Origin of the sequence: Deinococcus seoulensis (genome assembly GCF_014648115.1) — a bacterium.
GTDB lineage: Bacteria > Deinococcota > Deinococci > Deinococcales > Deinococcaceae > Deinococcus > Deinococcus seoulensis.
The window spans coordinates 70613-94558 of the sequence record NZ_BMQM01000007.1 but is presented as its reverse complement, the minus strand read 5'-3'; the positions used below and the strand labels follow the sequence as shown (position 1 = coordinate 94558).

Annotated in this window: 20 protein-coding genes and 1 tRNA gene; 9 read left to right on the top strand and 12 right to left on the bottom strand. The window is 70.4% G+C overall.

What is annotated here, in order from left to right; all coding sequences use genetic code 11:
• Positions 1–15 precede the first annotated feature (15 nt).
• The 3 genes from IEY70_RS07400 to IEY70_RS07390 form a co-directional block, all read right to left on the bottom strand.
• Entirely contained in the window at positions 16–3741 is a 3726-nt protein-coding gene (locus IEY70_RS07400) for a GEVED domain-containing protein (protein ID WP_189064366.1), read from the bottom strand.
• 58 nt (positions 3742–3799) lie between these two features.
• Positions 3800–6100 carry a hypothetical protein gene (locus IEY70_RS07395; protein ID WP_189064365.1) on the bottom strand — a complete coding sequence of 767 codons (2301 nt, stop codon included), beginning with the start codon at positions 6098–6100 and terminating at the stop codon, positions 3800–3802.
• 645 nt (positions 6101–6745) lie between these two features.
• Entirely contained in the window at positions 6746–9214 is a 2469-nt protein-coding gene (locus tag IEY70_RS07390) for a transglycosylase domain-containing protein (protein ID WP_189064364.1), read from the bottom strand.
• A 294-nt stretch (positions 9215–9508) separates the two neighbouring features.
• On the opposite strand from IEY70_RS07390, the gene ttcA reads away from it, so the two are divergent.
• From ttcA to IEY70_RS07375, 3 genes are read left to right on the top strand one after another with little or no spacing between them, the layout of a single operon-like run.
• Entirely contained in the window at positions 9509–10420 is a 912-nt protein-coding gene (ttcA, locus tag IEY70_RS07385; RefSeq protein ID WP_189064363.1) for a tRNA 2-thiocytidine(32) synthetase TtcA, read from the top strand.
• A 37-nt stretch (positions 10421–10457) separates the two neighbouring features.
• Positions 10458–11402: a WD40 repeat domain-containing protein gene (locus IEY70_RS07380; RefSeq protein ID WP_189064362.1), complete on the top strand. Its 945-nt coding sequence runs from the start codon at positions 10458–10460 to the stop codon at positions 11400–11402.
• Positions 11399–12094, top strand: coding sequence for an HAD family hydrolase (locus IEY70_RS07375; protein ID WP_189064361.1), 696 nt, complete (start codon positions 11399–11401; stop codon positions 12092–12094). The genes IEY70_RS07380 and IEY70_RS07375 overlap by 4 nt, the downstream gene beginning before the upstream one ends.
• Here the strand turns inward: IEY70_RS07375 and IEY70_RS07370 are convergent.
• The 4 genes from IEY70_RS07370 to IEY70_RS07355 form a co-directional block, all read right to left on the bottom strand.
• Complete coding sequence (locus tag IEY70_RS07370) at positions 12089–12724, bottom strand: LysE family translocator (RefSeq protein WP_189064360.1); 636 nt, start codon at positions 12722–12724, stop codon at positions 12089–12091. The two genes, IEY70_RS07375 and IEY70_RS07370, sit on opposite strands and share 6 nt — an antisense overlap.
• A gap of 78 nt (positions 12725–12802) precedes the next feature.
• Positions 12803–13777 carry an acetyl-CoA carboxylase carboxyltransferase subunit alpha gene (locus tag IEY70_RS07365; RefSeq protein ID WP_189064359.1) on the bottom strand — a complete coding sequence of 325 codons (975 nt, stop codon included), beginning with the start codon at positions 13775–13777 and terminating at the stop codon, positions 12803–12805.
• Entirely contained in the window at positions 13774–14628 is an 855-nt protein-coding gene (gene accD / locus IEY70_RS07360; RefSeq protein ID WP_189064358.1) for an acetyl-CoA carboxylase, carboxyltransferase subunit beta, read from the bottom strand. Before accD ends, IEY70_RS07365 begins: the two co-directional genes overlap by 4 nt.
• A gap of 158 nt (positions 14629–14786) precedes the next feature.
• Positions 14787–15236, bottom strand: a complete 450-nt coding sequence (locus IEY70_RS07355; protein WP_189064357.1) for a LapA family protein — start codon at positions 15234–15236, stop codon at positions 14787–14789.
• A gap of 141 nt (positions 15237–15377) precedes the next feature.
• On the opposite strand from IEY70_RS07355, the gene cutA reads away from it, so the two are divergent.
• Entirely contained in the window at positions 15378–15701 is a 324-nt protein-coding gene (cutA, locus tag IEY70_RS07350; RefSeq protein WP_189064356.1) for a divalent-cation tolerance protein CutA, read from the top strand.
• A gap of 365 nt (positions 15702–16066) precedes the next feature.
• On the opposite strand, the gene IEY70_RS07345 is transcribed toward cutA, so the two are convergent.
• Positions 16067–16142: transfer RNA gene (locus IEY70_RS07345), tRNA-Trp, on the bottom strand.
• A gap of 93 nt (positions 16143–16235) precedes the next feature.
• A complete protein-coding gene (locus IEY70_RS07340; protein WP_189064355.1) occupies positions 16236–16457 on the bottom strand; it encodes a hypothetical protein in 222 nt (73 codons plus the stop codon).
• Between the two features lie 87 nt (positions 16458–16544).
• Here IEY70_RS07340 and nth point away from each other — a divergent pair, with 87 nt between their 5' ends.
• The 4 genes from nth (at position 16545) to IEY70_RS07320 (ending at position 19681) form a co-directional block, all read left to right on the top strand.
• Entirely contained in the window at positions 16545–17219 is a 675-nt protein-coding gene (gene nth, locus IEY70_RS07335; RefSeq protein WP_189064354.1) for an endonuclease III, read from the top strand.
• Positions 17216–18466 carry an MFS transporter gene (locus IEY70_RS07330; protein WP_189064353.1) on the top strand — a complete coding sequence of 417 codons (1251 nt, stop codon included), beginning with the start codon at positions 17216–17218 and terminating at the stop codon, positions 18464–18466. The genes nth and IEY70_RS07330 overlap by 4 nt, the downstream gene beginning before the upstream one ends.
• Positions 18467–18501: 35 nt before the next feature.
• Positions 18502–19224, top strand: a complete 723-nt coding sequence (locus IEY70_RS07325) for a zinc ribbon domain-containing protein (protein WP_078301875.1) — start codon at positions 18502–18504, stop codon at positions 19222–19224.
• 211 nt (positions 19225–19435) lie between these two features.
• A complete protein-coding gene (locus tag IEY70_RS07320; protein ID WP_189064352.1) occupies positions 19436–19681 on the top strand; it encodes a hypothetical protein in 246 nt (81 codons plus the stop codon).
• Here IEY70_RS07320 and IEY70_RS07315 read toward each other — a convergent pair.
• The 3 genes from IEY70_RS07315 to hemC form a co-directional block, all read right to left on the bottom strand.
• Positions 19678–20643 carry an asparaginase gene (locus tag IEY70_RS07315; protein ID WP_189064351.1) on the bottom strand — a complete coding sequence of 322 codons (966 nt, stop codon included), beginning with the start codon at positions 20641–20643 and terminating at the stop codon, positions 19678–19680. The genes IEY70_RS07320 and IEY70_RS07315 overlap by 4 nt on opposite strands.
• 97 nt (positions 20644–20740) lie before the next feature.
• A complete protein-coding gene (locus IEY70_RS07310) occupies positions 20741–20920 on the bottom strand; it encodes a hypothetical protein (protein WP_189064350.1) in 180 nt (59 codons plus the stop codon).
• 1 nt (position 20921) lies between these two features.
• Complete coding sequence (gene hemC / locus IEY70_RS07305) at positions 20922–21851, bottom strand: hydroxymethylbilane synthase (protein WP_189064349.1); 930 nt, start codon at positions 21849–21851, stop codon at positions 20922–20924.
• Between the two features lie 244 nt (positions 21852–22095).
• On the opposite strand from hemC, the gene IEY70_RS07300 reads away from it, so the two are divergent.
• Complete coding sequence (locus IEY70_RS07300; protein WP_189064348.1) at positions 22096–23928, top strand: ABC transporter ATP-binding protein; 1833 nt, start codon at positions 22096–22098, stop codon at positions 23926–23928.
• The last annotated feature ends 18 nt before the right edge of the window (positions 23929–23946 follow it).

The following is a 23946-nucleotide window of genomic DNA, read 5'->3' as shown; positions in this document are numbered from 1 at the left end:
CGGGGGTGGGGGGCGTCAGCGGATGGTGGTCTGGAAGCAGGTGGTGACGGTCTCTCCGGCGGTCAGGACGCCCAGGTTCACGCTGAGCGCGCCGCTTCCGAAGGTGCCACCCACGCCGGTCAGGGTGGCCGCGTCACTCTTCAGGTAGCTGGTGAGGGCGCCGCGCGTGAGCTTCACGCCGAAGCCGGTGTCGGTGCCGGGCTCGTCGGCGTCGTAGCCGTCCAGGCGGGCGGCGACGTTCCCCGGCACGGCGTCCTTCACGACGTACCCGGTCGGGGCGCCCAGGTCCGCGCCGCCCAGGTTGCGGGTGGTCAGGCAGTACTCCAGGATCTCGCCGGGCTTGCCGCCGCCGCTGGTGCCGAACGCCGTTCCCGTGCTGACGTTCCGCACTTCCTTGCTGACGCTGGTCAGGATCAGGCGGGTGTCGGTGGGGGCCGAGGTGTTGTTCCCCAGGACCGTCTCGCCGGGCAGGGCGACGCTGGCCGTGTTCTGCACGCTGGTCAGGCCGCCCGTGACCTGCGCCTCGCCGGGCGCGGCGGCCGTGACAGTCAGGGTCTGCTGGGCACTCCCGGCCAGGGACAGCAGGGACCACGTGACGGTGCGGGTGGCGCTGTCGTACGTGCCGCCGTTACTGGCGCTGGCGAAGGTCAGTCCGGTGGGCAGCGTGTCGGTCACGGTGTACGCGGCGGCAGGCAACCCCAGGAGGTTCGTGACCGTGATCGTGAACGTCAGGGCCTCGCCGGGCACGGCGAAGGCAGGGCCGGTCTTCGTGACGCTCAGGTCCGTGATGGAGGACACGGGCACGGTGTACGTGGCGGGCGTGAGGTCGGTCGCCCCGTTGTTGTCGGTGGCAGTGAAGGTGAACGTGGCGTTCCCGGAGAAACCGGGGGTGGGCCGGAAGGTCAGCGTGGAGGCCTGCGCGGGCGTCAGGACGGCCCCAGCGGTCACGGGGGTCAGGCCGTCCGCGAACAGCAGCGTGCCCTGCGTCGCCAGAGGCAGCGTGGAGACCGTGAACGACTGGATGGTGCCGCCCGCGACGTCCGAGGCGCTCAGCGGGGCGATGCTGGCCGCGCCGGTGCCGGTCAGGGCCGCGTTCGTCACGTCGAGCGCCGTGGGCGGCACGTTGCAGCCCTTGGCTTTCAGCATGAAGTCGTCGAACAGGACCATGTCGCCCGGGTAGGGGGTGCCGTTGTCGTAGCCGGTCGCGCCCGGTGCGTAGGGATACACGCGCACGTAGTAGGTGGTGGCGGGTTGCAGCGCGATCAGGTTGTCGGCATTCCAGTGCAGGAACGTCTGCGCGTAGTTGCCCTGGTTCGAGTACGACGCGGCGTCGGCGGTGCTGGCCAGTCCGTTGTCGAAGCTGATGGCGGCCCTGAGGACCGTGGGGCCTGTGAAGGCGGCGTTCGTGGCGATCTCCAGGCGGACGCGGTACGCGCCGGTTGCCTGCACGTTGCTGGGGCTGCTGTAAACCATGGCGCCCAGGCCGTACAGTTCGACGTACTGCCCGCCGAAGTTGGAGGTGGTCGTGAAGGCGTACTGGAGGTACTTGCCGGTGTTCACGCCAGCGTCCAGGGTGCTGCGCCGCAGGTTCAGGTCGTAGGAGTTGATGGCGGCGGTGACGCCCGTGACGGCCTCGTTCGCGGCGGACGCGCCGACCGCGCCGGCCGGGTTGTTCACGGCGGGTTCGATGACCCCGGCCGGGCTGGTGCCGCCGCTGCCGTTGTGGTCCCAGCGGGCGAAGATGTCGGCGTAGGCGTTCGTGCCGGGGTTCGGGCGGCACAGGCTGGCCGGGAAGGGGTCGGTGGGTGTGGGGTTCACGGTGTTGGTGTCGGTGGCGCTGTTGTTGCCGGGGGTGGGGTCCACGGTTCCGCTGGGCGCGGTGATGGTGGCGACGTTCGAGACGCTGCCGGTGGCCGTCACGTTGGTGGTCAGGGTCAGCTCGTAGAACTGCCCGCTGTTCAGGGTGGGCAGCGCGTACCCGGCCTGCAACTGGGCGGTGGTGGGGGTCGTGCCGGACGTGCACTGGCCCGGCGTGCCGGAGCAGGTCAGGTTCAGGACCGTCAGGCCGCTCACGGCCGCATCCCGCAGGACGGCGCCGGTCACGCTGCTGGGGCCGTTGTTCGTGACCCGGATGGTGTAACTGGTGGGGGTGTTCGCGTTCACGCTGGTCACGCCGTCGGTCTTGGTGACGCTCAGGTCGGCGGCGGGCGTGATGGTCAGGCGGTAATCCTCGACCTCGCCGCTGTCCAGGCGGCCGGTGGGGTCCTGCACGCCGGTCGTGTCGTAACTGGCGCGCAGGCGCACGTAGTTCGTGCCGGCGCTCAGGCCGCTCAGGCCCGACCAGTTCAGGGTGACGCTGGTCGCGCCGGACGCGAACGCCGCGCAGGCCCGCTCGCCCGTGTCGAAGGTGCCGCCCCGGTCGAAGTCGATCCAGCCGCACACCTGCCCGGCGGCGCTGGCCCCGCTGATCGGGACGGTCAGGGCGTAACTGGTGGCGCTGGCATTGATGGCTGGGAATGTCGTGACCGCGTCCTCGTCGGCGCCGTCGCCGTTCGTACCAGTGTTGTCTGCGCCTGCCGTCACGGCGCTGGGGCTGGGCGTGACGGCCGTCCCACCGTTCAGGGTGTCGGGATTCTCGGCGTCGATGGTCGCGCCCAGTTTCAGGTCGCCCAGCACGTGGCTGGCGGCGGCCACCGGGTCGTAACTGGCGGGCGCATCCCCGAAGTCCTCGGAGACGCTGACCGCGAAGTTGGTGGCGTCGGCGCCGATGCTGGCGTTGCGGGTCGATCCGGCCGCGTAATTGACACTGTCGTACCCGGGGATGGGGTACACGCGGCTGGCCGTGCCGCTCAGGACGCGCACGATGGTCATGGACACGTCGAAGTTCAGCTGGGTGTACGTGCCGTTCACCTGCACGCTGCCGCACCCGGCGGCCAGTCCGGTGGCGGGCGTGCAGGTGCCCTGGATGTAGTCGCTGCCGGAGCGGAACGCGGCGGCTCCCAGTTGCGGCTGTCCTCCGACGGTGGTGATCGCCAGGTTGGCGGGCGTGCCGAGCAGGGTCATGCTGCCCCCGGCGTTCGTCAGGCGGAAGTTCGTGGCGATCCCCCAGGCGTCCACCGTTCCGACAGAGGAGTTCCCGCCCAGGCCGGACAGGTGCAGCACGGGGTTGGTGACGGGCCGCGTGAACGTGACGGTCAGTTTGCCCCGGTCGCAGGTGGCGGCGCTGTCGAGCGCACTGCTGCCGGGGTAGCAGGTCGTGTCGGCGTAGAAGCGGATGTACTGCACCTGCGACGTGTTGTTCGGGTTGGTGACGGAGTACGTGCTGAACGATCCGTTCTGGCGGGTGTCGCGGGTCAGCAGCGCCACGCCGTCCACGTCACTGGTCGTGAAGTTCGGCGAGTACCCCGTGTACGTTCCGGCGCGTGCACTGATTGCGGTCTTGATGGCGCCTGCGCCGTCGTTCACGTACAGGGAGTTCTGGTTGGCGGCCGTGTCCCTGGCAGCCGTGAAGGTGGTGCCCAGGCCCGAACGGAAGGTTGCGGAGGCCGTCCCGCCGGTGTAGTTGCTGGCGGTCGTCTGGAAGGTGCCGGCCGTGCCGCTCCAGGTGGTGGCCGTGGGGCTCAGGTCGCCGACGATCTGGTAGGCCCCGGCAAGGCTGGTTACGGTCAGGGCGGCGGCGGTCAGCAGGGTGCGCCAGACTGGGCGGCGGGCCGGGCGGGTGGGTGAGGGTGTCGTCGTCACGGGCCACTTCCTTGCGTGCTGGGAATGTGAGGGTCACGGGCAGGGGCGTGCGGGCGGTTCACTGCACAGTTACCACGAAGTCGGCCGTGAGGGTAGTGCCGGGTGCGACCGGGTCGGGCAGGTTGTTGCTGTCGGTGTCGGGGGCGATGTCGATGATGGTTCCGGCGGGCAGTCCGGCGGCGGGGGGCGTGGCCGTCCAGGTGCCGGTGTTGCCGCCGACGCGGTAGATGGTGCGGGTGGGCAGCGGGTTGACGCTGAAGCTTTTCAGGGTGGTGTTGGTGGGGACGGTGTCGCGCAGGAACAGCGGGACGGGGGTGTTGTAGTTGTTCTTGGCGATGATGCGGTACGCGATGTCTTCCTGGGTGCGGGCGCCGGTCAGGCCGGTGGCGGTGTACCCGGCGGGGTTGTCGATGCCGTTGCGGGGGTCGCTGCCGGCCGTGACGCCGGTCTTCGCGGCGAATTTGGCGACGGCGACGTTCCCGGTGGGCGTGACGCGGATCAGGTCGTTGGGGTCGGTGACGCTGGTCTGGCTGTAGTTGCCGGTGGCGGTCTGCGTGACGGTGTAGTCGGCGGCCCGCGTACCGGCGGGGATGGTCACGGCGGCCACGAAGGTGCTCTCGCTGCCGGCGGCCAGGACGGGCGTGATGAAGGTGTTGTAGTCGGGGCTGGCGGGGTTGGTGTTCAGGCGGGGCAGCAGTGTGGTGCCGTCGGCGGCGTAGTACTGGATGGGCAGGGTGGTCGTGGCGCCCGTGACGGCGTCGGTGACGGTCACGCTGCCGCTCAGGGCGTAGCTGTCGTTGTACTGGCCGTTGTTCACGACGTCCATGGGGAAGGCGGCGGTGGCGTCGGTGCTGACGCTGCTGCTGCCGTCGGTGGCGGCGCCGCTGGGGTCCACGGTCTGCACGGGGGTGGGGGTGGCGACCGCGCCGAGGGTGGGGGTGGTGTCTCCGAACTGCGCGGCGGGCGGCACGACCGTGTCGCGGGTGGAGTTGTTCGAGGTGAGGTCGGCGTCGTTCAGGGAGTCCGCGCCGATCAGGACGCTGTACGAGGGGATGGCGGCGCTGTCGTCGGGGTCGGGGAAGGTGACCTCGGTGCGGTACACGGACTGGGTGCCGCTGGGGACGATCAGGGTGGGATACGTGGCGACCGTGGGGTTGGCAGGGTCGGTGGAGGGCAGGATGACGCTGCCGGTCACGGGGTCCAGGAAGCGGACGGTCACGCCGGTCGTGGTGTTCGTGAAGGTGCCGGTGGCGGCGTCGAAGGTGTAGGCGGGGTCGGCGGTGCCGTCGGCCAGCGCAGGGAACAGTTGCACGCGGTCTTCGAGGATGCCGCCGTTGGACAGGGTGTTCGTGAACACGACGGTGTCGGCGGTGGTGTTGGTGTCGGCCTGCGGGTACGCGATCTGCTCGTCGCCGGAGATCCGGGCGATGGGCGTGCCGCCGGGGGTGGGGTCGGTGGTGGGCGTGCCGGGCGTCACGTAGCCGCTGCTGGGCAGGACCGGGTCGGGCGTGTCGGCGGTACCGGCGGTGACGGTGGGCACCGTGACGCTGCTGATGGGCGGCAGCAGGGCCGGGTTGCTGATGGGCGTGCCGACCGAGTCGACGGGCGTGGTCGCGCCGCCGCCAGCGGTGTTGTCGAGACTGGGGGTGTACACGGTGACGCGCGTGAATTGCAGGTCGGTGTTCACCGTCTTGCTCTCTTCCTGGTTGGTGGTGCCGCTGGCGTAGCCGTTGCCGGGCGTGACGAGCGGGTCGGCCCCGGCAGTGCCGAGCACGGTGCCTTCGGGGGACGCGCCGAACACGCTGTCCTTGTTGATCTGGCTGGGGCTGGTGGGCAGGGTGATGACCTGCACGATCCGCACGCGGCCCTCGTCGGTGCCGCTGGTGGCGGGGTTGTCGGCGGGAACGGTCACGGCGCTGCCCAGGGTGATCTCGCTGCCCCGGGTGCCGTCGGCGTTCAGGCGGTAGTACTGGACGGTCGCGCCGGTGTCGCTGCCGGTGGTGTCGGCGTTCAGGATGATGTTCAGCGGGACGTTCCCGTTGTTCAGCAGGGCGTAGTCGGTGGTGATGACCTGTCCGGGAACGGCGTTGGCGGTGACGACGGTGGTGGTGCCCAGCACGGTCTGCGTGCCGCCGTCGGTGGCGCCGCTCAGGTAGGTCACGTCGAAGTCGGGTCGGGGCAGCACGACGGTCGAGACGGTGTTCGAGGCGCTGCTCAGTTGCGTGGCGGTATTGCGGGGGTCGGGGAATTCGGCGGTGGCGGTGTTGGTGATGGTCGTGCCGGCCAGGGTGCCGGCGGCGTGCGCAGAACCGGCGGCCAGGGCGGCCAACAGGGCGAGGATTCGGGGAGTGTGTTGCATGGTGTTCCTCCGGTTCTGCGGCGCGGGTGTCTGAGGGTGGAGCCAGCAGGGTGTGGGGTCTGCCTGGGCAGTGAGTGGGCGGCGAGGGGGGCGGTGGGTTCCGGGCGGGGGGGGCGCGCAGTCGGGGCCTGGGGGCCGGGCGGCCGGTGGGCGGCGGTGTGGCCGCGCGTCTCATGAAGGGTAGGCCAGTGGTTCTTACCTCTGAGTTGCGGGCCGGGCTGCATGAAGGCGGCGTCCGCACGGGAGGCCGAATCCGTTTTTCTGCGTCCCAGTGGGCGCCCGGCACCTTCATTCCGGTTTTGTAAGACGGACTGACAGACGGATGAAGACCGCCTTCATGGTGGGCTGGCCTGATCTGGCACGCAGGTGGTGGCGGCCTGTCAGGTCGCCCATTCCGCTGTTTTTTTGATCCGGTTCAAACAACGCCGCCCTGGTCGGTGCCGGGCGCCTGCCTCTCTCATGAACGCCCGTCTGGCCCACCCCGGGGGGGGTGGGGGGTATAGGGGGTATTGGCCCAGCAGGGCCGCCCCCAGGCCATCCTGTGAACACGGGGAATGGGGGGTATCCCGCCCGACGTGGGGGCAAAGAAGAGGGCGTCACCGCAGACGTGGTCCACGGTGACGCCCACCCGCAGGGGCGCGGTGATCAGTTCAGGGGTTGAATCTCGTCCGGTGAGGGGGCAGGCGTGCCGGGCAGGGGGGTCAGTTCATCCGGGTCCGGCAACGGTTCCGGCGGCGCGGGGTCCGGGATCGCGGCAGGCAGGTCGGAATCCGGCAGCGGTTCCGGCGGGGCGGGGTCCGGGAAGGGCTGGGGCGCGCCGTCCTGACCGGCACCGCTCCGACCCGCAGCGTCCTGTGCGCCCCCGTTCTGGGCAGCGCCGTCCTGGGCACTGCCGTCCTGTCCGCCGTCCGGTAGGGCAGGAATGTCCTGCACGCCGACCTCTGTGGACGGGTCGTCCGGCAGGGCGCTGTCCGGTTGCGTGTCGGGCGGCGTGTCCGGCGTGGCAAGGTCCTGACCGCGCGTGTCCTGGCCGGGCGTGTCCTGCACCTGCGGGGCGGGTGCCTGCGCGGGGGTGTTGCGGCGCGGGAAGAACCCGCTGCGCGTTCCGCCGCTGCCGTCGCGGGCCACGGGTTCCTGATCGGCCTGATCGGCACGGAAGGCCATGTTCACCTGCCGCACCACGCGGTACGTGATGCCCGGCGGTTCCCGGAACGAGACGGGCGACTGCCCCTGGAGCGCCCCGGCGACCGCCTGTTGCCAGATGGGCGTGGGAATCTCGCCGCTGTACGCCCAGGCGGGCAGTGACCCGCCCTCCTGACGACCCACCCAGACGGCCCCGGCGACGGTGGGGGTCACCCCGGCGAACCACAGGTCCTTGATGTCGTTGGTGGTGCCGGTCTTCCCGCCGACCGGCCAGCCCGGAATCTGCGCGCGGGTGGCCAGGCCTCCCTGGGCGGGCGTCAGGTCGTTCACGACGCCGCGCAGCATGTCCAGGCCCAGCCAGGCGGTCTGGGCGTCCCAGACGCGGCGGGGCGTGGGGGCGGGGCGGGCGTACAGGACCTTGCCGCGCGGGTCCTCGACCCGGCGGACCAGGCTGGGCGCGTAGTACAGGCCGCCGTTCGCGAAGGTGGCGTACGCGGCGGCCATCTGCAGCGGGCTGGCTTCCAGCGTGCCGATGGTCAGGGACAGGCCCCCGTCGGCGGGCGGCGTGAGGCCCAGTTCACGCAGTTTCGCCTCGAAGGTCGGCACGCCGAGTTCCTGCCCGATCCGCACGGTGGGCAGGTTCAGGCTGTGATCCAGCGAGTACCGCATGGTCACGTAGCGGCCGGTCCAGCGGCGGTCGTAGTTCATGGGCTGGTACGTGCCGCTGATGGGTGCGTCGAGGACCGTGTCGCTCTGCTTCCAGCCTTTTTGCAGGGCCAGGGTGTACAGCAGCGGCTTGATGGAACTGCCCACCTGCCGCCGGGCCTGCGTGGCATTGTTCCAGTCGCCGGGGCGGCCGTCCGTGAGTTTCTGCCCGACCAGCGCCAGCACCTCGCCGCTGTCCGGGCGGACCAGGGCGGCGCCCAGGGTGGCACCGTCCGGCAGGTCGGCGCTCCGGCTGGCCTGCTCGGCCGCCGCCTGCGCCTGGGCACTCATGCCGGTGTAGATGCGCCCCCCGGCGTACAGGGCCTTGCGGCCGATGATGGGCAGCAGTTCCTTCTCGACGGCCTGCAGGTAGTACTGGTTCGGGTAGCGGCGCACGCCCTCCAGCAGCGTCAGGTTCTCCCCGAGGCGGGAGGGGCGTTCCAGCACGGCCGAGCGCAACGTGCCGTCGTCGTTCCAGCCGATGCGCCACCCGGCCGGGTAGATGGGGGTCTTCCAGGCGGCGTTCGCCTCGGCCTGCGTGATCTGGCCGTCCTCGACCATGCGCGACAGCAGGTCCTTCATCAGGGGCCGGTACGCCTGGAAGCTCTTGTAGCGGCTGTTCGGCGCGGGAATCAGGGTGGTCAGGTACACGCTCTCGGCGAGGTTCAGTTCGCTGGCTTCCTTGCGGAAGTACGCGTGCGCCGCGCCGCCCGCCCCGATGATGTCGCTGCTGCCGCCGTCCCCCCAGTAGATGACGTTCAGGTACGCGTTCAGGATCTGGTCCTTGTTGAAGTTGCGTTCCAGCTGGAAGGCCAGGATCGCCTCCTTGAACTTGCGTTCCGGGGTGCGGGCGCCCTGAAGGTCGGCCAGCAGGGTGTTCTTCACGACCTGCTGCGTGATGGAGCTGCCGCCCTCCAGGTCGTTTTTCAGGACGCCCTTGACCAGCCCGCGCGCAATGCCGATGTAATCCACGCCGTGATGCTGGTAGAAGCGGCGGTCCTCGCTGGTCACCACGGCCTTCTGGAGCCACGGGCTGATCTGCGAGGCTTTCAGCAGGTTCCGGTTCACGCTGCCGCCGCTGCTGAGACTGGGCGACAGCGTGCCCACCAGACTGCCCGCCCGGTCGTACACGCGGGTCTGCCCGCTGTACTCCAGCACGTCCAGGTCCGACACGCTGGGCAGGTCGCGGCCCCAGGCGTACCACACGCCGCCCACCCCCGCCGCGCCGATCAGCAGGACGCCACCCAGGACATTGAAGAACTTCATCCGGCCCACTCTAGCGGCTGCGGCCGGGTGGCCGCCGGACGCAGGTCACGCTGCGGCGCGTCGGGAGCGGGGCGGGCGGCGGGGGCCGTCATGCCGGGCAGTATGCCGCCCGCCCCGGCCCCGCCACGTCCTCCCAAAGCATGAGCAGCCCAGAGCATAAGCGGCCCAGAGGATGAGCGGCGCCCGCACGGCGGCGGGAAGCGGGTACACCCCCGGGCGCCCGGCAGCGTTTACCATGCTGGCACGGACCTGCGGGCACCCCACCGCGAAGCGACACGGACCACGACACGCACCATGACCCACACTGCCTCCCCCACTCCTGCCAGCACGCCCGACACGGGCACCGCCCCCGCAACGGCCCGCCTGCTGCAACCGATCGTCCGGGCAGCCGGGCAGGCCATCAGCGACTACCGCATGATCGAGAGCGGCGACCGCGTCATGGTCTGCCTGTCCGGCGGCAAGGACAGTTACACGCTGCTGGACGTGCTGCTGCACCTGCAACGCAAGGCGCCCATTCCGTTCGAGATCATCGCCGTGAACCTCGACCAGGGCCAGCCGGGCTTCCCGACCGACGTGCTGCCCCGCTACCTGACCGAGCGGGGCGTGCCGCACAGCCTGATCCGGCAGGACACGTACAGCGTGGTCCAGGAGAAGACGCGGCCCGGCAAGACCACCTGCGCGCTGTGCAGCCGCCTGCGCCGGGGCGCGCTGTACCGGCACGCCCGCGAGATCGGCGCCACGAAGATCGCGCTGGGCCACCACCGCGACGACATCCTGGAAACGCTGTTCATGAACCTGTTCTTCGGCGCGCGCCTGAAGGCCATGCCGCCCAAACTCCAGAGCGACGACGGCACGAACGTCGTGATCCGCCCCCTGGCGTACGTGCCCGAGGCCGACATCATCCGCTACGCGCAGGCCCGCGCCTTCCCGATCATTCCCTGCAACCTCTGCGGCAGCCAGGAGAACCTTCAGCGCAAGGTCGTGGGCGAGATGCTCGAAGGCTGGGAGCGGGAGCATCCGGGTCGCCTGACGAACATCGCCCGCGCCCTGACCCGCGTGACGCCCAGCCACCTGATGGACCGCACCCTGTTCGACTTCGCGTCCCTGAGCGTCACACCCGCCGAGGGTGACCGCGGTTTCGACCCGGACGAGTACCCGCAGCGCGAGTTCCTGAGCGGCGTGCAGGAACTCGACATGCTCGGCTGAGGCGGCACGCACGAGGTGGGGCGGGTAGGCTGACTCCATGCGAATCTGCCTGCTGATCCTGGGTCTGCTGTGTCAGGCCGGTGCGGCCCGCTGGAGTCTGCCGGTGTCCCTGCTCGGGTTCGACGCGCAGGGACACGCGGTCACCACCAGCACCAGCGATGGGGTGACGCGGCTGGAGGTACGGGACACCGGCACCGGTCAGCTGCTGCGCGCCGCGCCAGTGGACGATCCGGGGCCGGGCGTGGCGTTCAGCGCGGACGTGACCGTCGCCGCGTGGGTCCGGGCGGACACCCTGCACGTGTGGAGGGCCGGGCAGGATGTGGCGGTGCCCGCCGCGCAGAACGGGCTGGCCGGGACGCAGGTGCTGGCCCTCAGCCCAGACGGGACGCAGCTGTACGCCGGGAATTTCAGCGGGTACGTGCAGGTCTGGAACACGCAGACCGCCACGCGCGAACGTACACTCCCGCAGCGGACGTGGGGCGTGAACCGCCTGCGGGTCAGCCCTGACGGCCAGCGGCTGTTCGTGGGCACCCAGGGTGGGGACAGCCGCGTGTACGACACGCGCGAATGGTCGTTCACGGCCCTGCCGGACGTGTTCGCGAAGACCGTCCATTCGGTGGCGTTCAGCCCGGACGGCACGCAACTGGCGGTGGCCGACGGGGTGGACCCCGCGCGGCTGCTGAACCTGCGTGACCCGGCGCAGTCACGGACGCTGCCGCGCCCCACCGCGCCGTGCGACGTGACGGTCTGGCGGGGCCGCTGCGCGACTGGCCCGGTCACCCTGAACTTCAGCGCGGACGGGCAGACGCTGCTGATCGCGCACATGAACGGCCTCGCGGTGCTGTATGACGTGCAGACGGGCCGACCCCGCACGCAGGTGTCCGGGACCGAACCCGGCCAGACCCTGCTGAGCCCGGACGGCCGCACCGTGCTGTCCGGCGGCATCTGGCACCCACCGCTGCGCGCCCTGAACGTCCCGTGACCGCAGGCCCCCTGCGCTTCCTGGCCTTCGATTTCGACGGCACGCTGACAGATTTCGTCGCGGCGGACATTCACGCGCTGGACACGCTGCGGCGCACGGCGTGCACGGACGTGCCGCAGGCAGCGTTCGAGGAACGCGCGGTCGAGGAGATCATGGCCTTCCACGCGCGGGTGGAGGCCGGACTGGACGATCCGCTGCGGCAGGACACCGAGCGGCTGGGGCGGACGCTCGCGGCGTACGGTGTGACGCTGACGGAGGACCACCTGAGCCTGTACACGCGGGCGCTGGTCGCGGCGACGGTGCCCATGCCCGGCGCGGCGAAGCTGCTGCGCGACCTGCGGGGGGCGGGGGTGCGGCTGGCTCTCCTGTCGAACGCGTACGACGGCCCGGCGCAGCGGGCGCGGGTGCAGGCCTGCTTCCCGGACGTGTTCGAGGTGGTGGTCATCGCGGGCGAGGTCGGGGCGTTGAAACCCGATCCCCTGCCCTTCCGGGTGCTGCTGGACGCCCTGGGTCTGCCTGCCGGGTCGGGGGCGTACGTGGGGGACAGTCCGGAGCATGACGTGCGCGGCGCGGTCGCGGCGGGCCTGAGCGCGTGGCACGTTCACGCGCACCCGCGCGTGCGCGAGCGGGCGCTGGCGGGTGGCGCGGCGCTCAGCGTGGCGGCGCTGGCGGACCTGCCCCGACCCTCATGACCCGTGGGGGATCAGGGCGGTACCCACGCCCAGCGCGAGGTACACCCCGCCGGACACCTGCTGCTGCCGCCGGGCGAAGGTGTGACTTCCCTGCCAGCGCTGTCCCAGGCTGCCTGCCAGCAGGGCGTATGCGCCGTCACTCAACGTGGCGAGGCCCAGGAACACCAGCCCTAGCATGAGCGTCTGCGCCCACACCGGCCCGTGACCGGGGTGCACGAACTGCGGCAGGAACGCCAGGAAGAACAGCGCGGTCTTGGGGTTCAGGGCGTTCACGACCGCGCCCTGCCGGTAGATCCGCGTCAGGGGCGGCGCGTCCGGCACGGTGACGGTCAGGGCCTCCGGGGTGGGGGCGCGCAGGGTGCGGAGGCCCAGCACGATCAGGTACGCGGCCCCCGCCCATTTCAGGACGCTGAACAGCAGCGCGCTGGACAGCACGAGCGCGGAGACGCCCAGCGTGGCGGCCAGGACGTGCACCAGTCCGCCGGTCTGCACGCCCAGCGCGGACACCAGTCCGGCGCGCCGGCCCTGGTGGAGGCTGCGCGCCACGATGTACAGCACGCTGGGGCCGGGAATGACGATGAGGGCCAGTGCCGCGACGCTGAAGGCGAGCAGGGTGGGCAGGTCAGGCATGCCCGAGCATAGCCGCGCCCTGCCAGAACAAACGCGGACCGCCCGGTCAGGGGCGGGTCCGCGCCGGGCGGGAGTGGGTCAGGTCGTTTCGGTGTAGGCGCCCAGGCGGCGGAAGCGGGCGGCGCGGCCGGATTTCAGGTCGGTGGGCGCCTGCTGCATCAGGTCGCGCAGGTGGCGGGTCACGGCCTCACCGACTGCGTGGGCGGCCTGCTGGGGGTTCAGGTGCGCGCCGCCCTCGGGTTCCGGGATGACTTCCTCGACGATCCCGAGTTCCAGCAGGTCCGGGGCGGTCAGGCGCAGCGCCTCGGCGGCCAGGGGGGCCTTGCTGGCGTCCTTCCAGATGATGCTGGCCGCACCCTCGGGCGAGATCACGGAGTACCAGGCGTTCTCCTGGATCAGCACGCGGTTGCCCACGCCGATGGCAAGCGCGCCGCCGGAACCGCCCTCGCCGATCACGACGTTCACGACCGGCACGCGCAGGTTCAGCATGCGGCGGATGCTCTCGGCAATCGCCCAGCCCTGGCCGCGTTCCTCGGCTTCCAGCCCGGGGTAGGCGCCCTGGGTGTCCACGAGCGCCACGACGGGCAGCCCGAACTTGTCCGCGAGGTCCATCAGGCGCACGGCCTTGCGGTACCCTTCGGGGTTGGCGCTGCCGAAGCGGCGTTTGATCTTGCTTTTCGTGTCGCGGCCCTTCTGTTGCAGCAGCAGCATGACGGGCACGCCCTGCCAGCGGGCCGGGCCGCCGATCAGGGCGGGGTCGTCGCCGTAACGGCGGTCGCCGTGCAGTTCCGTGAACTCGGTGCACAGGTGCTCCACGTAATCCAGCGCGGTGGGGCGGCCGGGCGCGCGGGCCAGTTGCACCCGTTCCCAGCGGGTCGGGGCGGCTTTCGGGGCGGGTGGCTGCGCCGGGTTCTGGGCGGCGCGCAGGCGGTCCACCTCGGCGCGCAGCGGGGTGATGGCCGCGTCGAGGTTCTGCCCGGTGCGCTGCGCGGTGACTTCCAGGTCACGCACGCGCGCCTCCAGTTCCTTCAGGGTATCGATGGGAGCGGTCACGCGCTCACCTCCCGGCGGGTCAGCAGCCCCAGCAGCGACGCGAGGTACTCGCGCTGCTCGCGGCGGTCCACGACGGCGTCCACCATGCCGTGCGACAGCAGGAACTCGGCCCGCTGGAAGCCTTCGGGGAGGCTCTGGCGGATGGTCTGCTGAATCACGCGCGGTCCCGCGAAGCCGATCAGCGCGCCGGGCTCGGCGAGGATCACGTCGGCGATGGTGGCGAAGCTGGCGGTCACGCCGCCGGTGGTCGGGTCGGTCAGGACGCTCACGTACGGCAGGCCCTGCTCGGCCAGCGTTTCGAGGGCGACGGTGGTCTTGGCCATCTGCATCAGCGACAGCGCACTTTCCTGCATGCGGGCGCCGCCGCTGGCGGTCACGATGACCAGCGGCAGGCCGTGCCGGGCGGCGTGCTCTGCGGCGCGGGCAATTTCCTCACCGACGACGCTGCCCATGCTGCCGCCAGAGAAGGCGAAGTCCATGACGGCCAGCGTGAGCGGCACGCCCAGGACGGCGCCGGTGCCGGTCAGGATCGCGTCCGGGCGTCCGGTTTTCTTCTGCGCGCGTTTCAGGCGCTCGGGGTAACTTTCGGTGTCCTGGAAGGCCAGGGCGTCGGTGGGGTGCACCGCGCCGGACAGCTGCACGAAGCTGCCGTCGTCCAGCAGCACCTGTACGCGCTGCGAGGCGTCCAGGCGCAGGTGGTGGCCGCACTTGGGGCAGACGAAGGCACTGGCCTCCAGGTCACGGTTGTACAGCCCTTCCTTGCAGTTGGGGCACTGGGTCCACAGGTCGGGCACGTCCGCGCCGGTCTGCTGCTGTGGGCGGCGGCGGCGGAAAAATCGGTCAAGCGCCATTCGGTGAGTCCTCCCGGATAAACATCCTTACCCGCGCATTCTAGTAGTCCCCCCCGCAAGAGTTTGCACCGGGTCCAACGGAATGCGGTGCAGCAGGCGGCACCCGGCCCGTCCAGGCCGAATCCGGCTCGGCCGAATCGGTGTCAGCCGAGTCCGTGTCAGCCGAGTTTGCTTTTCAGGTAATCGTCCATCTGCGCCAGTTGCAGGTTCATGTCCTTCTGCAGGGCGTCCACCCGGCCAGTCAGGGCACTCACGTCCGCGCCCGCCCCGCCACGCGCCGCTTCCAGCGCCCGGAACCGCTCGTCCAGATGCGACTGCAGCAGCGCGAACCGGTTGCCTTCCTGCTGATCCAGACTCACGCGCAGGGCCTCCATGTCACGCAGCAGCTTGGCGCTGTCCGCCTGCGCCCGCAGGCCCGTCAGGCCCGCCCAGAAGTAGAACACCAGGGTGCACACGACCGCCACGATCAGCAGGATCAGCCCGATCGGCACCTCGCGGTACGTCACGAAACCCAGGCTCAGCGTGTGGGGAAACATCAATGAATTGGTGTTCAGCATGGCAAAAATCGCCAGCAGCACCAGCACGATGATCAGGACAATGGTCCGCATGTCCCCACCCTAACACCCGCCCCTCATGAGAGCCTGCGCGGCAGGTTGCGGGAATATTCACGCACGTACCCCCACCCGCCCCCCCAACCGGGCGCGCCCGGGGGCCGGAGTGTGCTGAGGGCCGGAGTATGCTGAGGCCCTATGTCACTCGTCGTTCTGGTCACCCTTCCCCCCGAACGGGCGCATGACCTGGCCCGCACCCTCGTCTCCGAGCACCTCGCCGGTTGCGTGAACGTCGTGCCCGGCCTGCTCAGCGTGTACCGCTGGCAGGGCGAGGTCGCCGAGGACCCCGAGAGCCTGCTGCTGATCAAGACCAGCGGCGAACAGTACCCGGCCCTGGAGGCACGCATCAAGGCCCTGCACCCCTACGAAGTGCCGGAGATCATCGCCCTGCAATACGACCGCGCCCTGCCGGAATTCCAGGCGTGGCTGCGAGACGCCCTGACCACCCCCCCCAGAGGCTGAGCGGCGCACACCCCCGGCCCGCACAGACAGGCAAAGCCGCAGCGCCGCCCCTGCATGTGGGCGGCGCTGCCGTCAGAGAGAACGTGTCGGCGGGATGTTCAGCTGAAGTTCGAGAGGATGACCTTCACGCCGCTCAACTTGAAGGACATGGTGCAGTGCAAGATTCCTCTGATACCGACTCCGATTGAATAGCTTACAAAGCCGCTGGGTCCGAACGGATGCGAGTAGGAGCAGGGCGCCCCTCCGGACGTGGAGTTGGCAATCCGGCGTTCTCCCGGGTTGTCAACGAAACAGACGGAATCCGTGTCAGGGTGCTCCGTTCCGACACAATGAACACGCCCCCGCACGTGGCGGGGGCGTTTCTGTGGCGGGCCCTGAAGGACTTGAACCTACGACCCTCGGTTTTGGAGACCGATGCTCTACCAACTGAGCTAAGGACCCTGGGACTGCGTGCGCGGGGCACGAGCGCATGCAGAGTAGCAGAGCTTTCCGGGGGGCGCAAGTGCGCGCAGGGGGTTCGGGGTGGGCCGGATCTCAGATCAGGCCGCCGCCCAGCATCAGGCGTAGCGCCCCGAGCAGCGCGACGACGGCGTTCAGGGTGATCGCACCCCGGTCGCGGGCGAGGGAACCGAGGATCAGGCCCAGCACGGCGGGCGGCAGCACCAGCAGCCAGTTCAGCCAGCCGAGCAGCGGCAGGAAGCCGACCAGCAGGCCGATGGCGGCGAGGATGCCCAGGATCAGGGAAGCGAGTCTCATACCTGTTCATACGCGCCCTGACCGGCGGGGGTTGCGTGTCTGTTCCGCGCGGACGGGCGTGGGGGGTGGGGTGTAGCTTGGGCTGCGATGACTCTCAAACCTTCCAGATCGACTCCGGCGCGGTTGCCGGCAGGCGCGCGGGCACGGGCGCCGCTGGTGCTGGGCGCGCTGGAGACGCTGTACCCGGACGCCCGCACGGAACTGGAATTCCGCACGCCGTTCGAGCTGCTGGTGGCGACGGTCCTGAGTGCGCAGGCGACGGACGTGAGCGTGAACGCGGCGACGCCCGCCCTGTTCGCGGCGTACCCGGACGCGCAGGCCATGAGTGCGGCGCAGCCGGAGGACATCGAGCCGTTCATCCGCCGGATCGGGCTGTTCCGGGGGAAGGCCCGCAACCTTGCGGCGCTGGCGCGGCTGCTGGTCGAGCGGCACGGGGGCGAGGTGCCGAACGATTTCGGGGCGGTCGTGGCGCTGCCCGGCGCGGGCCGCAAGACCGCGAACGTGGTCCTGAGTAACGCGTTCGGGTACCCGGCCATCGCGGTGGATACGCACGTGGGACGGCTGGCGCGGCGACTGGCCCTGAGCGTGCAGACCAACCCGGATAAGGTGGAGGCGGACCTTCAGAAGCTGTTCCCGCGCGGGCGGTGGGTGTTCCTGCACCACGCGCTGATCCTGCATGGGCGGCGGGTGTGTGCGGCGCGCAACCCGGCGTGCGGGGCGTGCGTGATGGCTGACTTCTGTCCGAAAGTTGGCGTGGAGTGAGCGGGCCGGGTCGGGGGCAGTCGTGGCGGTTCTCGCGGCAGGTGTGGTTGTTCCTGGCGGCGGTGTTCTCGTTCGGGCTGTCGCAGGCGTTCACGGGGCTGTTCCTGAACTTCTACCTGCGGGCGCTGGGCCTGGGCCCCGAGTGGCAGGGCGTCCTGAACGCACTTCCGGCCGTGACGCTGGCCGCCCTGAGCCTGCCGGCGGTGGCACTGGCGCGGCGGATCAGCAACGCGCACACCCTGAAGGTCGGGGCGGTCCTGAGTCTCGCGGGGACCGTGCTGCTGGCCGCGGCGGGCGGGCCGGTGCTGGTGATCGCCGGGGCGCTGGTGCAGGGGGCAGGCGCGGCGCTGACGGTCGTGGCGTCCTCTCCGTTCATGGCGAACAACAGCGACGAACGTAACCGCGTGACGCTGTTCAGCGTGCAGAACGCCCTGATGACCGGCGCGGGCTTCCTGGGGAACCTGCTGGGCGGGCAGGTGCCGGGCCTGTACGCCGCCTGGACCGGCACGCCCGCCGACGGGCTGGGCGCGCTGCGCACGGCGCTGCTGGTCGCGGCGGCCCTGCAGCTGGCCGGGCTGCTGCCGGTGCTGGGCCTGAAACCCAGCGGCAAGACAACCCGCGAGGGCCGCAGCTTCAGCATTCAGGACAGGAGCACCATGGCGCGGCTGGTCGCGCCGAACATCCTGGTGGGCCTGGGGGCCGGGGCGACCATTCCGTTCCTGAACGTGTTCATCGAGGGGAAATTCCAGATCAGTTACGCGGGCCTGGGCACCCTGTTCGCCTGGACGAGCCTCGCCACGGCCGCCACGGCGCTGCTGCAACCGCTGCTGGTGCGGCGCCTGGGACCACTCCAGGCGGTGCTGGTCGTGCAGGCCAGTTCGCTGCCGTTCCTGGCGGCGCTGGGCTTCGCGCCGAGCCTGTGGCTGGTCACGGCGGCGCTGTTCACGCGCGGCGCCCTGATGAACGCCGCCGGGCCGGTGTACAGCGCGTACGCCATGAGCGCCCTGCCGGAACGCGACCGGCCCATGTACTCGGCCGTGAACGTGATCGCCTGGGACCTCGGATGGGCGCTCAGCAGCGTCCTGTCGGGCGTGGTGCGCGGCGCGCTGCCGTTCACGCTGGCGTTCAACCTGCTGTTCGCCTGGACGCTCCTGATGTACGCCGGGAGCGTGCTGGCCATCTACCTGGGCCTGTACCGCCCCGCCCGCATGAACGCCGCCGTAACCTCACGTCCACCGGCCGCGTGAACCTCCCTCACGGTTCGGGGGGTAGACTGCCAGTGATGAGTGACTCCTCCCCCCTTCGCCGCCTGCACCACGTTCAGGAACTGGATCTGAACCTTGATCGCCTGCGCGACGAGGAAAGCAACATTCCTGACGAGCTGCGCGCCGCCCGCGCCGAGCAGGAACGCCTGAACAACGAACTCGAGGACACCGAGATCACCCTCGAAGGCATCGACAAGCGCGTGCGCCAGCAGGAACTCGACCTGGCCGGCACCCGCGAGCAGATCGCCCGCGCCGAGGAGGAACAGGAGAAGAACGCCTTCGACGCCCGCGCGCAGTCCCAGTACGGCAGCCGCATCCAGATGCTCAGCGAACGCGCCGACGAGATGGAAGAAGACCTCGTGCCGCTGCGCGAGCGTCAGCGCGAACTGAACGAACGCGCCGCCGACCTGCGCGCCCAGCACCGCGCCCTGCGCCCCAACCTGAACACCCTGGAAGAACAGGACGACGCCCGCGTGCAGGACCTGCGTGCCCAGGGCGAAGCGGACCGCCAGGAACGCGCCCGCCTTGCCGGGGAACTCGACACCCGTACCGTGCGCGAGTACGACATGATCCGCCGCGCCAAGAAGGGCCTGGGCGTCGTGGAGATCAAGGCCGGACGCTGCAGCGGCTGCAACGTCATGCTGCCCGTCAACGTGCAGCAGAAAGCCGCGCTGGGCAAGCTGCCCCCCGTGAAGTGCCCCAGCTGCGGCCGCTTCCTGATCCGCCTCGACCTCGCGTAAACCGTTCGATGCGCCCCCCACCCAGGCCAGAGCGGCGGGTGGGGGGCGTTTTTGGCTGTGATACGGACTGCCGTTTGTTTCGCCGACAATCCGGGACACCACCGATCTGACAACTCCACGTCCGGAACCCGTTTTTCTCCTACTCGCTTCGCTCGGATTGAACGGCTTTGTAAGCCATTCAATCGGAGTCCGTGTGTTCTATGCTTCAGGCATGTCCATTGAACAGTTCCAGGGAATGAAGGCGCAGGGAGCCGATCCGCTGGAAGTGGCGCGAGCAGCTCGGGCTCAGGGGGCGGGGCCGGTCGAGATCATCCGACTTCTCCGGTCCCTGTTTGAGCTGCCCTTCGCGGAAGCGAAAGAGCTGGCGACCAGGGTGGTGTTTGGCCTGACGCTGGATCAGTACCAGCAGAGGTTCATCGCGCCTCTACTGGAGGAACTGGAGCGGGAAGGTCTCTAGAACTCGTCGCGTTCGAACACCGCGCGGATCTGCTCTCGCGTCAGGCCCTGTCCCAGCAGGATCAGCAGCAGCAGGCGGGCCTTGTGGGCGTTCAGGAAACTGGCGGGGATCGCGCCGGCCCCCACCAGGGTCGCGCCGCCGCCCGCGTAGCCGTACACGGGCAGGACCGGCCCGGCGTGCGTGCGGGTGGCGATGATCACGGGTTTGTCTGTCGCGTGGATCAGGGGCAGCAGTTCGGCCGGGAGGTTCCCGGTGCCCAGGGCCGCGATGACCAGCCCGTCGGCACGCGCCTCGGCCTCGGCGTAGCCTTCGCCGGTCCAGCCGGCGTAGGCGTACAGGATTTCCACGCGGGCGTTCAGGTGCGCGGGGCGGTACGTGGCGCGGGGTTCGGGCCGCGCGAAGTAGTGCAGGCGGGGCGTGCGGCCCTCGCGGTCGATGCGGCCGATGGGGCCGGGGTACCCGCCGAAGGCGTCCACGGCGGTCGTGTGGATCTTGGTGACGGTGCGTGCGTCGAAGATGTCCCCGCCGATCACGACGAGCGGCCCGCGCTCGCGGCTGCTGGGGTGCAGGGCGACGTGCGCGGCGTCCAGCAGGTTGGCGGGGCCGTCCCAGCTGACTTCCTCGGCGTGGCGCATGCTGCCGGTCAGGACGACCGGGACGGGCACGTTCAGGGTCAGGTGCAGCGCGAACGCCGTTTCTTCCAGGGTGTCGGTGCCGTGCGTGACCACGATGCCGTCGTGGTCGGGGGCGAGCGTCTCGATCAGCGCGGCCAGTTGCCCCATGTGCGCGGGGGTCATGTGCGGGCTGGGCAGGCTGAAGGGCTGCACGTCATGGACCTGCACGCCGTCCAGGCCGGGCACGCTGGGCGCCTGCTGCGGCGTCAGGCCGCGCCCGTCGGGGCTGGGGCGGCTGGCGATGGTGCCGCCCGTGTGAATGACCGCGAGTCTGGGTGGGGTGGGCATGCCCGTGATGCTAGAGCAACCGCGCCCCGCCGCTCCCCGGTCTGTGCGGACGGGGGCGGCGGGGCGCAGTCTACGGGGTCCGGTTCCGGGGGCCGGGTCAGCGGCGGCGCAGTCTGGCCCACACGAACGACAGCCCGAACACGGCCAGCGTCAGGGGCAGTTCGGCGATCAGGGCGGCGTTCAGGGGCGTACCGGCGGCCGTGCGTTGCCACAGGCCGATGCCCAGCCACAGCAGCGCGGCAGCCAGCGCGATGGCCAGCGGGGGCAGGCGGTTCACGTCAGCTGTGGGCGGCGTCGATCAGGGCCTGGGCGCCCTGGGCGAGCATGTCGCTGGCCAGTTCGGCGCCCATGTCGGCGCACTCACCCGGGTCGCCCTGCGTGGTGGCGCGGATGACCTGCGAGCCGTCCAGGGCCGCGACCCAGCCTTCGAGGGTCAGGATGCCGCCCTTGACGCTGGCGTGCGCGCCGACCGGGGCCATGCAGCCCGCGCCGAGGCCCGCGAGGAATTCGCGTTCGGCGGTGATGCGGTCGTCGGTGGTGTGGTCGTGAATGGCGTACGCGACCTCGATGGTCAGGTCGTCGTCCGAGCGGGTTTCCAGGGCCAGGGCGCCCTGGCCGGGGGCGGGCAGCATGATGTCGGGTTCCACGAACTCGTCGATGCGGTGGCGCATCTCGGTGCGGATCAGTCCGGCGGCCGCGAGGATGATGGCGTCGTACTCGTCACTGGCGAGCGCGGCGAGGCGCGTGTCGATGTTGCCGCGCAGGTCCACGACCTGCAGGTCCGGGCGGTACGAGAGCAGGAACGCCTTGCGGCGCACGCTGCTGGTGCCGATGCGCGCGCCGTGCGGCAGGTCCGCGAGGCGTTTACGGCCTTCCTTGCCGATCAGGACGTCGCGGGCGTCCACGCGGCGCGGAATGGAACTGATTTCCAGGCCTTCGGGCTGCTCGGTGGGCAGGTCCTTGAGAGAGTGCACGGCAATATCGATGCGTTTTGCCGTCAGGGCCTCCTCGATCTCGGTGATCCAGAAGCCCTTGTCGCCCTTCTGGGCCATGGCCGCGAGACTGCCGCGGTTGCGGTCGCCTTTCGTGCTGATGGTCTGAATGCGGAAGTCTGTGTCCGGCCATTCTTCCTTCAGGCGGCCAACCACCCACTGGGTCTGTGCGAGCGCGAGAGTACTGCCGCGCGTTCCTACCGTCACCATCCGCATAACCCGCACATTATACGGGTTGAGGGGTGAGGGGCGTCCCGGATGCACCGGACATGAAGGTCGCGGGGCAGGCGCCGCCCGGAACGGCGCAGGCACTGGGGGTGCCCGGAGGCGTGCTGGACGGCGCCAGCCGGGCCTGACAGCCTGAACGGACTGAATGGGGAGGGGGGGGCGGGGCGGTCATGGCCGCACATGCGCCACTCGGCGGATGCGTCCGCCCGTGCGTTCGGCCTAGCCTGTGAGCATGACGGCGTCTGCCTCCCCTTCCCCCCTGCAACCGGACGCACCGCAACCGGACGCCCCCCGGCCCGAACGGCCCTCGACGGCGCTGGGCGTGCTCGCCACGTACCTTGGCCCCCTGAAATGGCAGGTGATGGCCCTGGCGGCGCTGCTGCTGACCGGCACGGCCCTGAACCTGAGCCTGCCGCAACTGCTGCGGCAGTTCGTGGACAACGCCAAACTGGGCGGCGCGGCCGATCCGGGCCTGCTGGCGCGGCTGGCGGGCCTGTACATCGCGCTGGCGGTCGGCGTGCAGGTCATGACGGCCGGAGCGACGTACGTGGGCGCGCGGGTCGGCTGGACCGCCACGAACCGCCTGCGCGCCGACCTGATGGACCACCTGCTGTCGCTGGACATGCGCGAACACAAGGAACGCACGCCGGGCGAGATGATCGAACGCATCGACGGGGACGTGACGGCGCTGAGTAACTTCTTCTCGCAGTTCGCGGTGCGGGTGTTCGGGGCGGCGCTGCTGCTGACGGGCGCGCTGATCATGTTCTTCCGCGAGGACTGGCGCGTAGGCCTGGGCGTGACGACCTTCACGCTGATCACGCTGATCGCCATGAACCGCGTGCGGAAACTGGGCGTGGAACCCACCCGCCTGGAACGCGAGAGCAGCGCCCGCCTGTTCGGGTTCGTGGAGGAACGCCTGACCGGCCTGGAGGACATCCGCAGCCTGGGTGCCGGCGGCCACCACCTGAACCGCTTTCTGAGCGTGCAGCGCGAGTTCTTCACGCGGTCCATCAATTCCTGGCGGCGGCGCAGCGTGGTGTGGCAACTGAGCATGCTGCTGTTCGCCGTGGGGTACGTGGCCGTCCTGAGCACCGCCGTCGGCCTGTACGCCGCCGGGACGATCACGCTCGGCACGGCGTTCCTGATGTACCAGTACATGACGCTGGTGGAAGAACCCATCGATCAGCTCACGCAGCAGCTTCAGGACCTCCAGAAGGCCGGGGCGAGCATCGGGCGCGTGTCGGAACTGCTGGCCCTGCGCACCGCCGTCACGGGCGGCGACACGCCGCTGCCCGCCGGGCCGCTGGCGCTGGACTTCCGGGACGTGTCGTTCACGTACGCGCCCGAGGACCCCGAGGCGCGCGGCGTGCTGAGCGGCGTGACCTTCCACCTGCCCGCCGGGCAGACCGTGGGCCTGCTGGGCCGCACCGGCAGCGGCAAGACCACCCTGACCCGCCTGATCTCGCGCCTGTACGACGCCACCGCCGGAGAGATCACGCTGGGCGGCGTGAACATCACCCACGTGCCCCTGAAGGAACTGCGCCGCCGCGTGGCCGTCGTCACGCAGGACGTGCAGCTGTTCCAGGCGAGCGTGCGCGACAACCTGAGTTTCTTCGACCCGACCGTCACGGACGCGCAGGTCGAGGCGGCCCTGCACGAGGTCGGCCTGGGCCTGTGGCTCTCGCGGCTGGAACAGGGCGTGCGCACCCCGCTGCCCACCGGCAGCCTCTCGGCCGGGGAGGCGCAACTGCTGGCGTTCGCGCGCGTCATGCTGCGCGACCCGAGCGTCATCATTCTCGACGAACCCAGCAGCCGCCTCGACCCCGCCACCGAGGCCCTGCTGACCGCCGCCATGACCCGCCTGCTGAGCGGCCGCACCGCCATCATCATCGCGCACCGCCTCGACACGGTTGCCCGCGCCGACCGCATCCTGGTCCTGGGGGGCGGCGAGGTGCTGGAAGACGGCCCGCGCGCCGACCTGGCCCGCGACCCCAGCAGCCACTACGCCGCCCTGCTGCGCGCCGGAACCCTGAGCGAGGACGCGCCGGAAGGAGTGCTGGCATGACGGTCCCCTCGGCCTGCC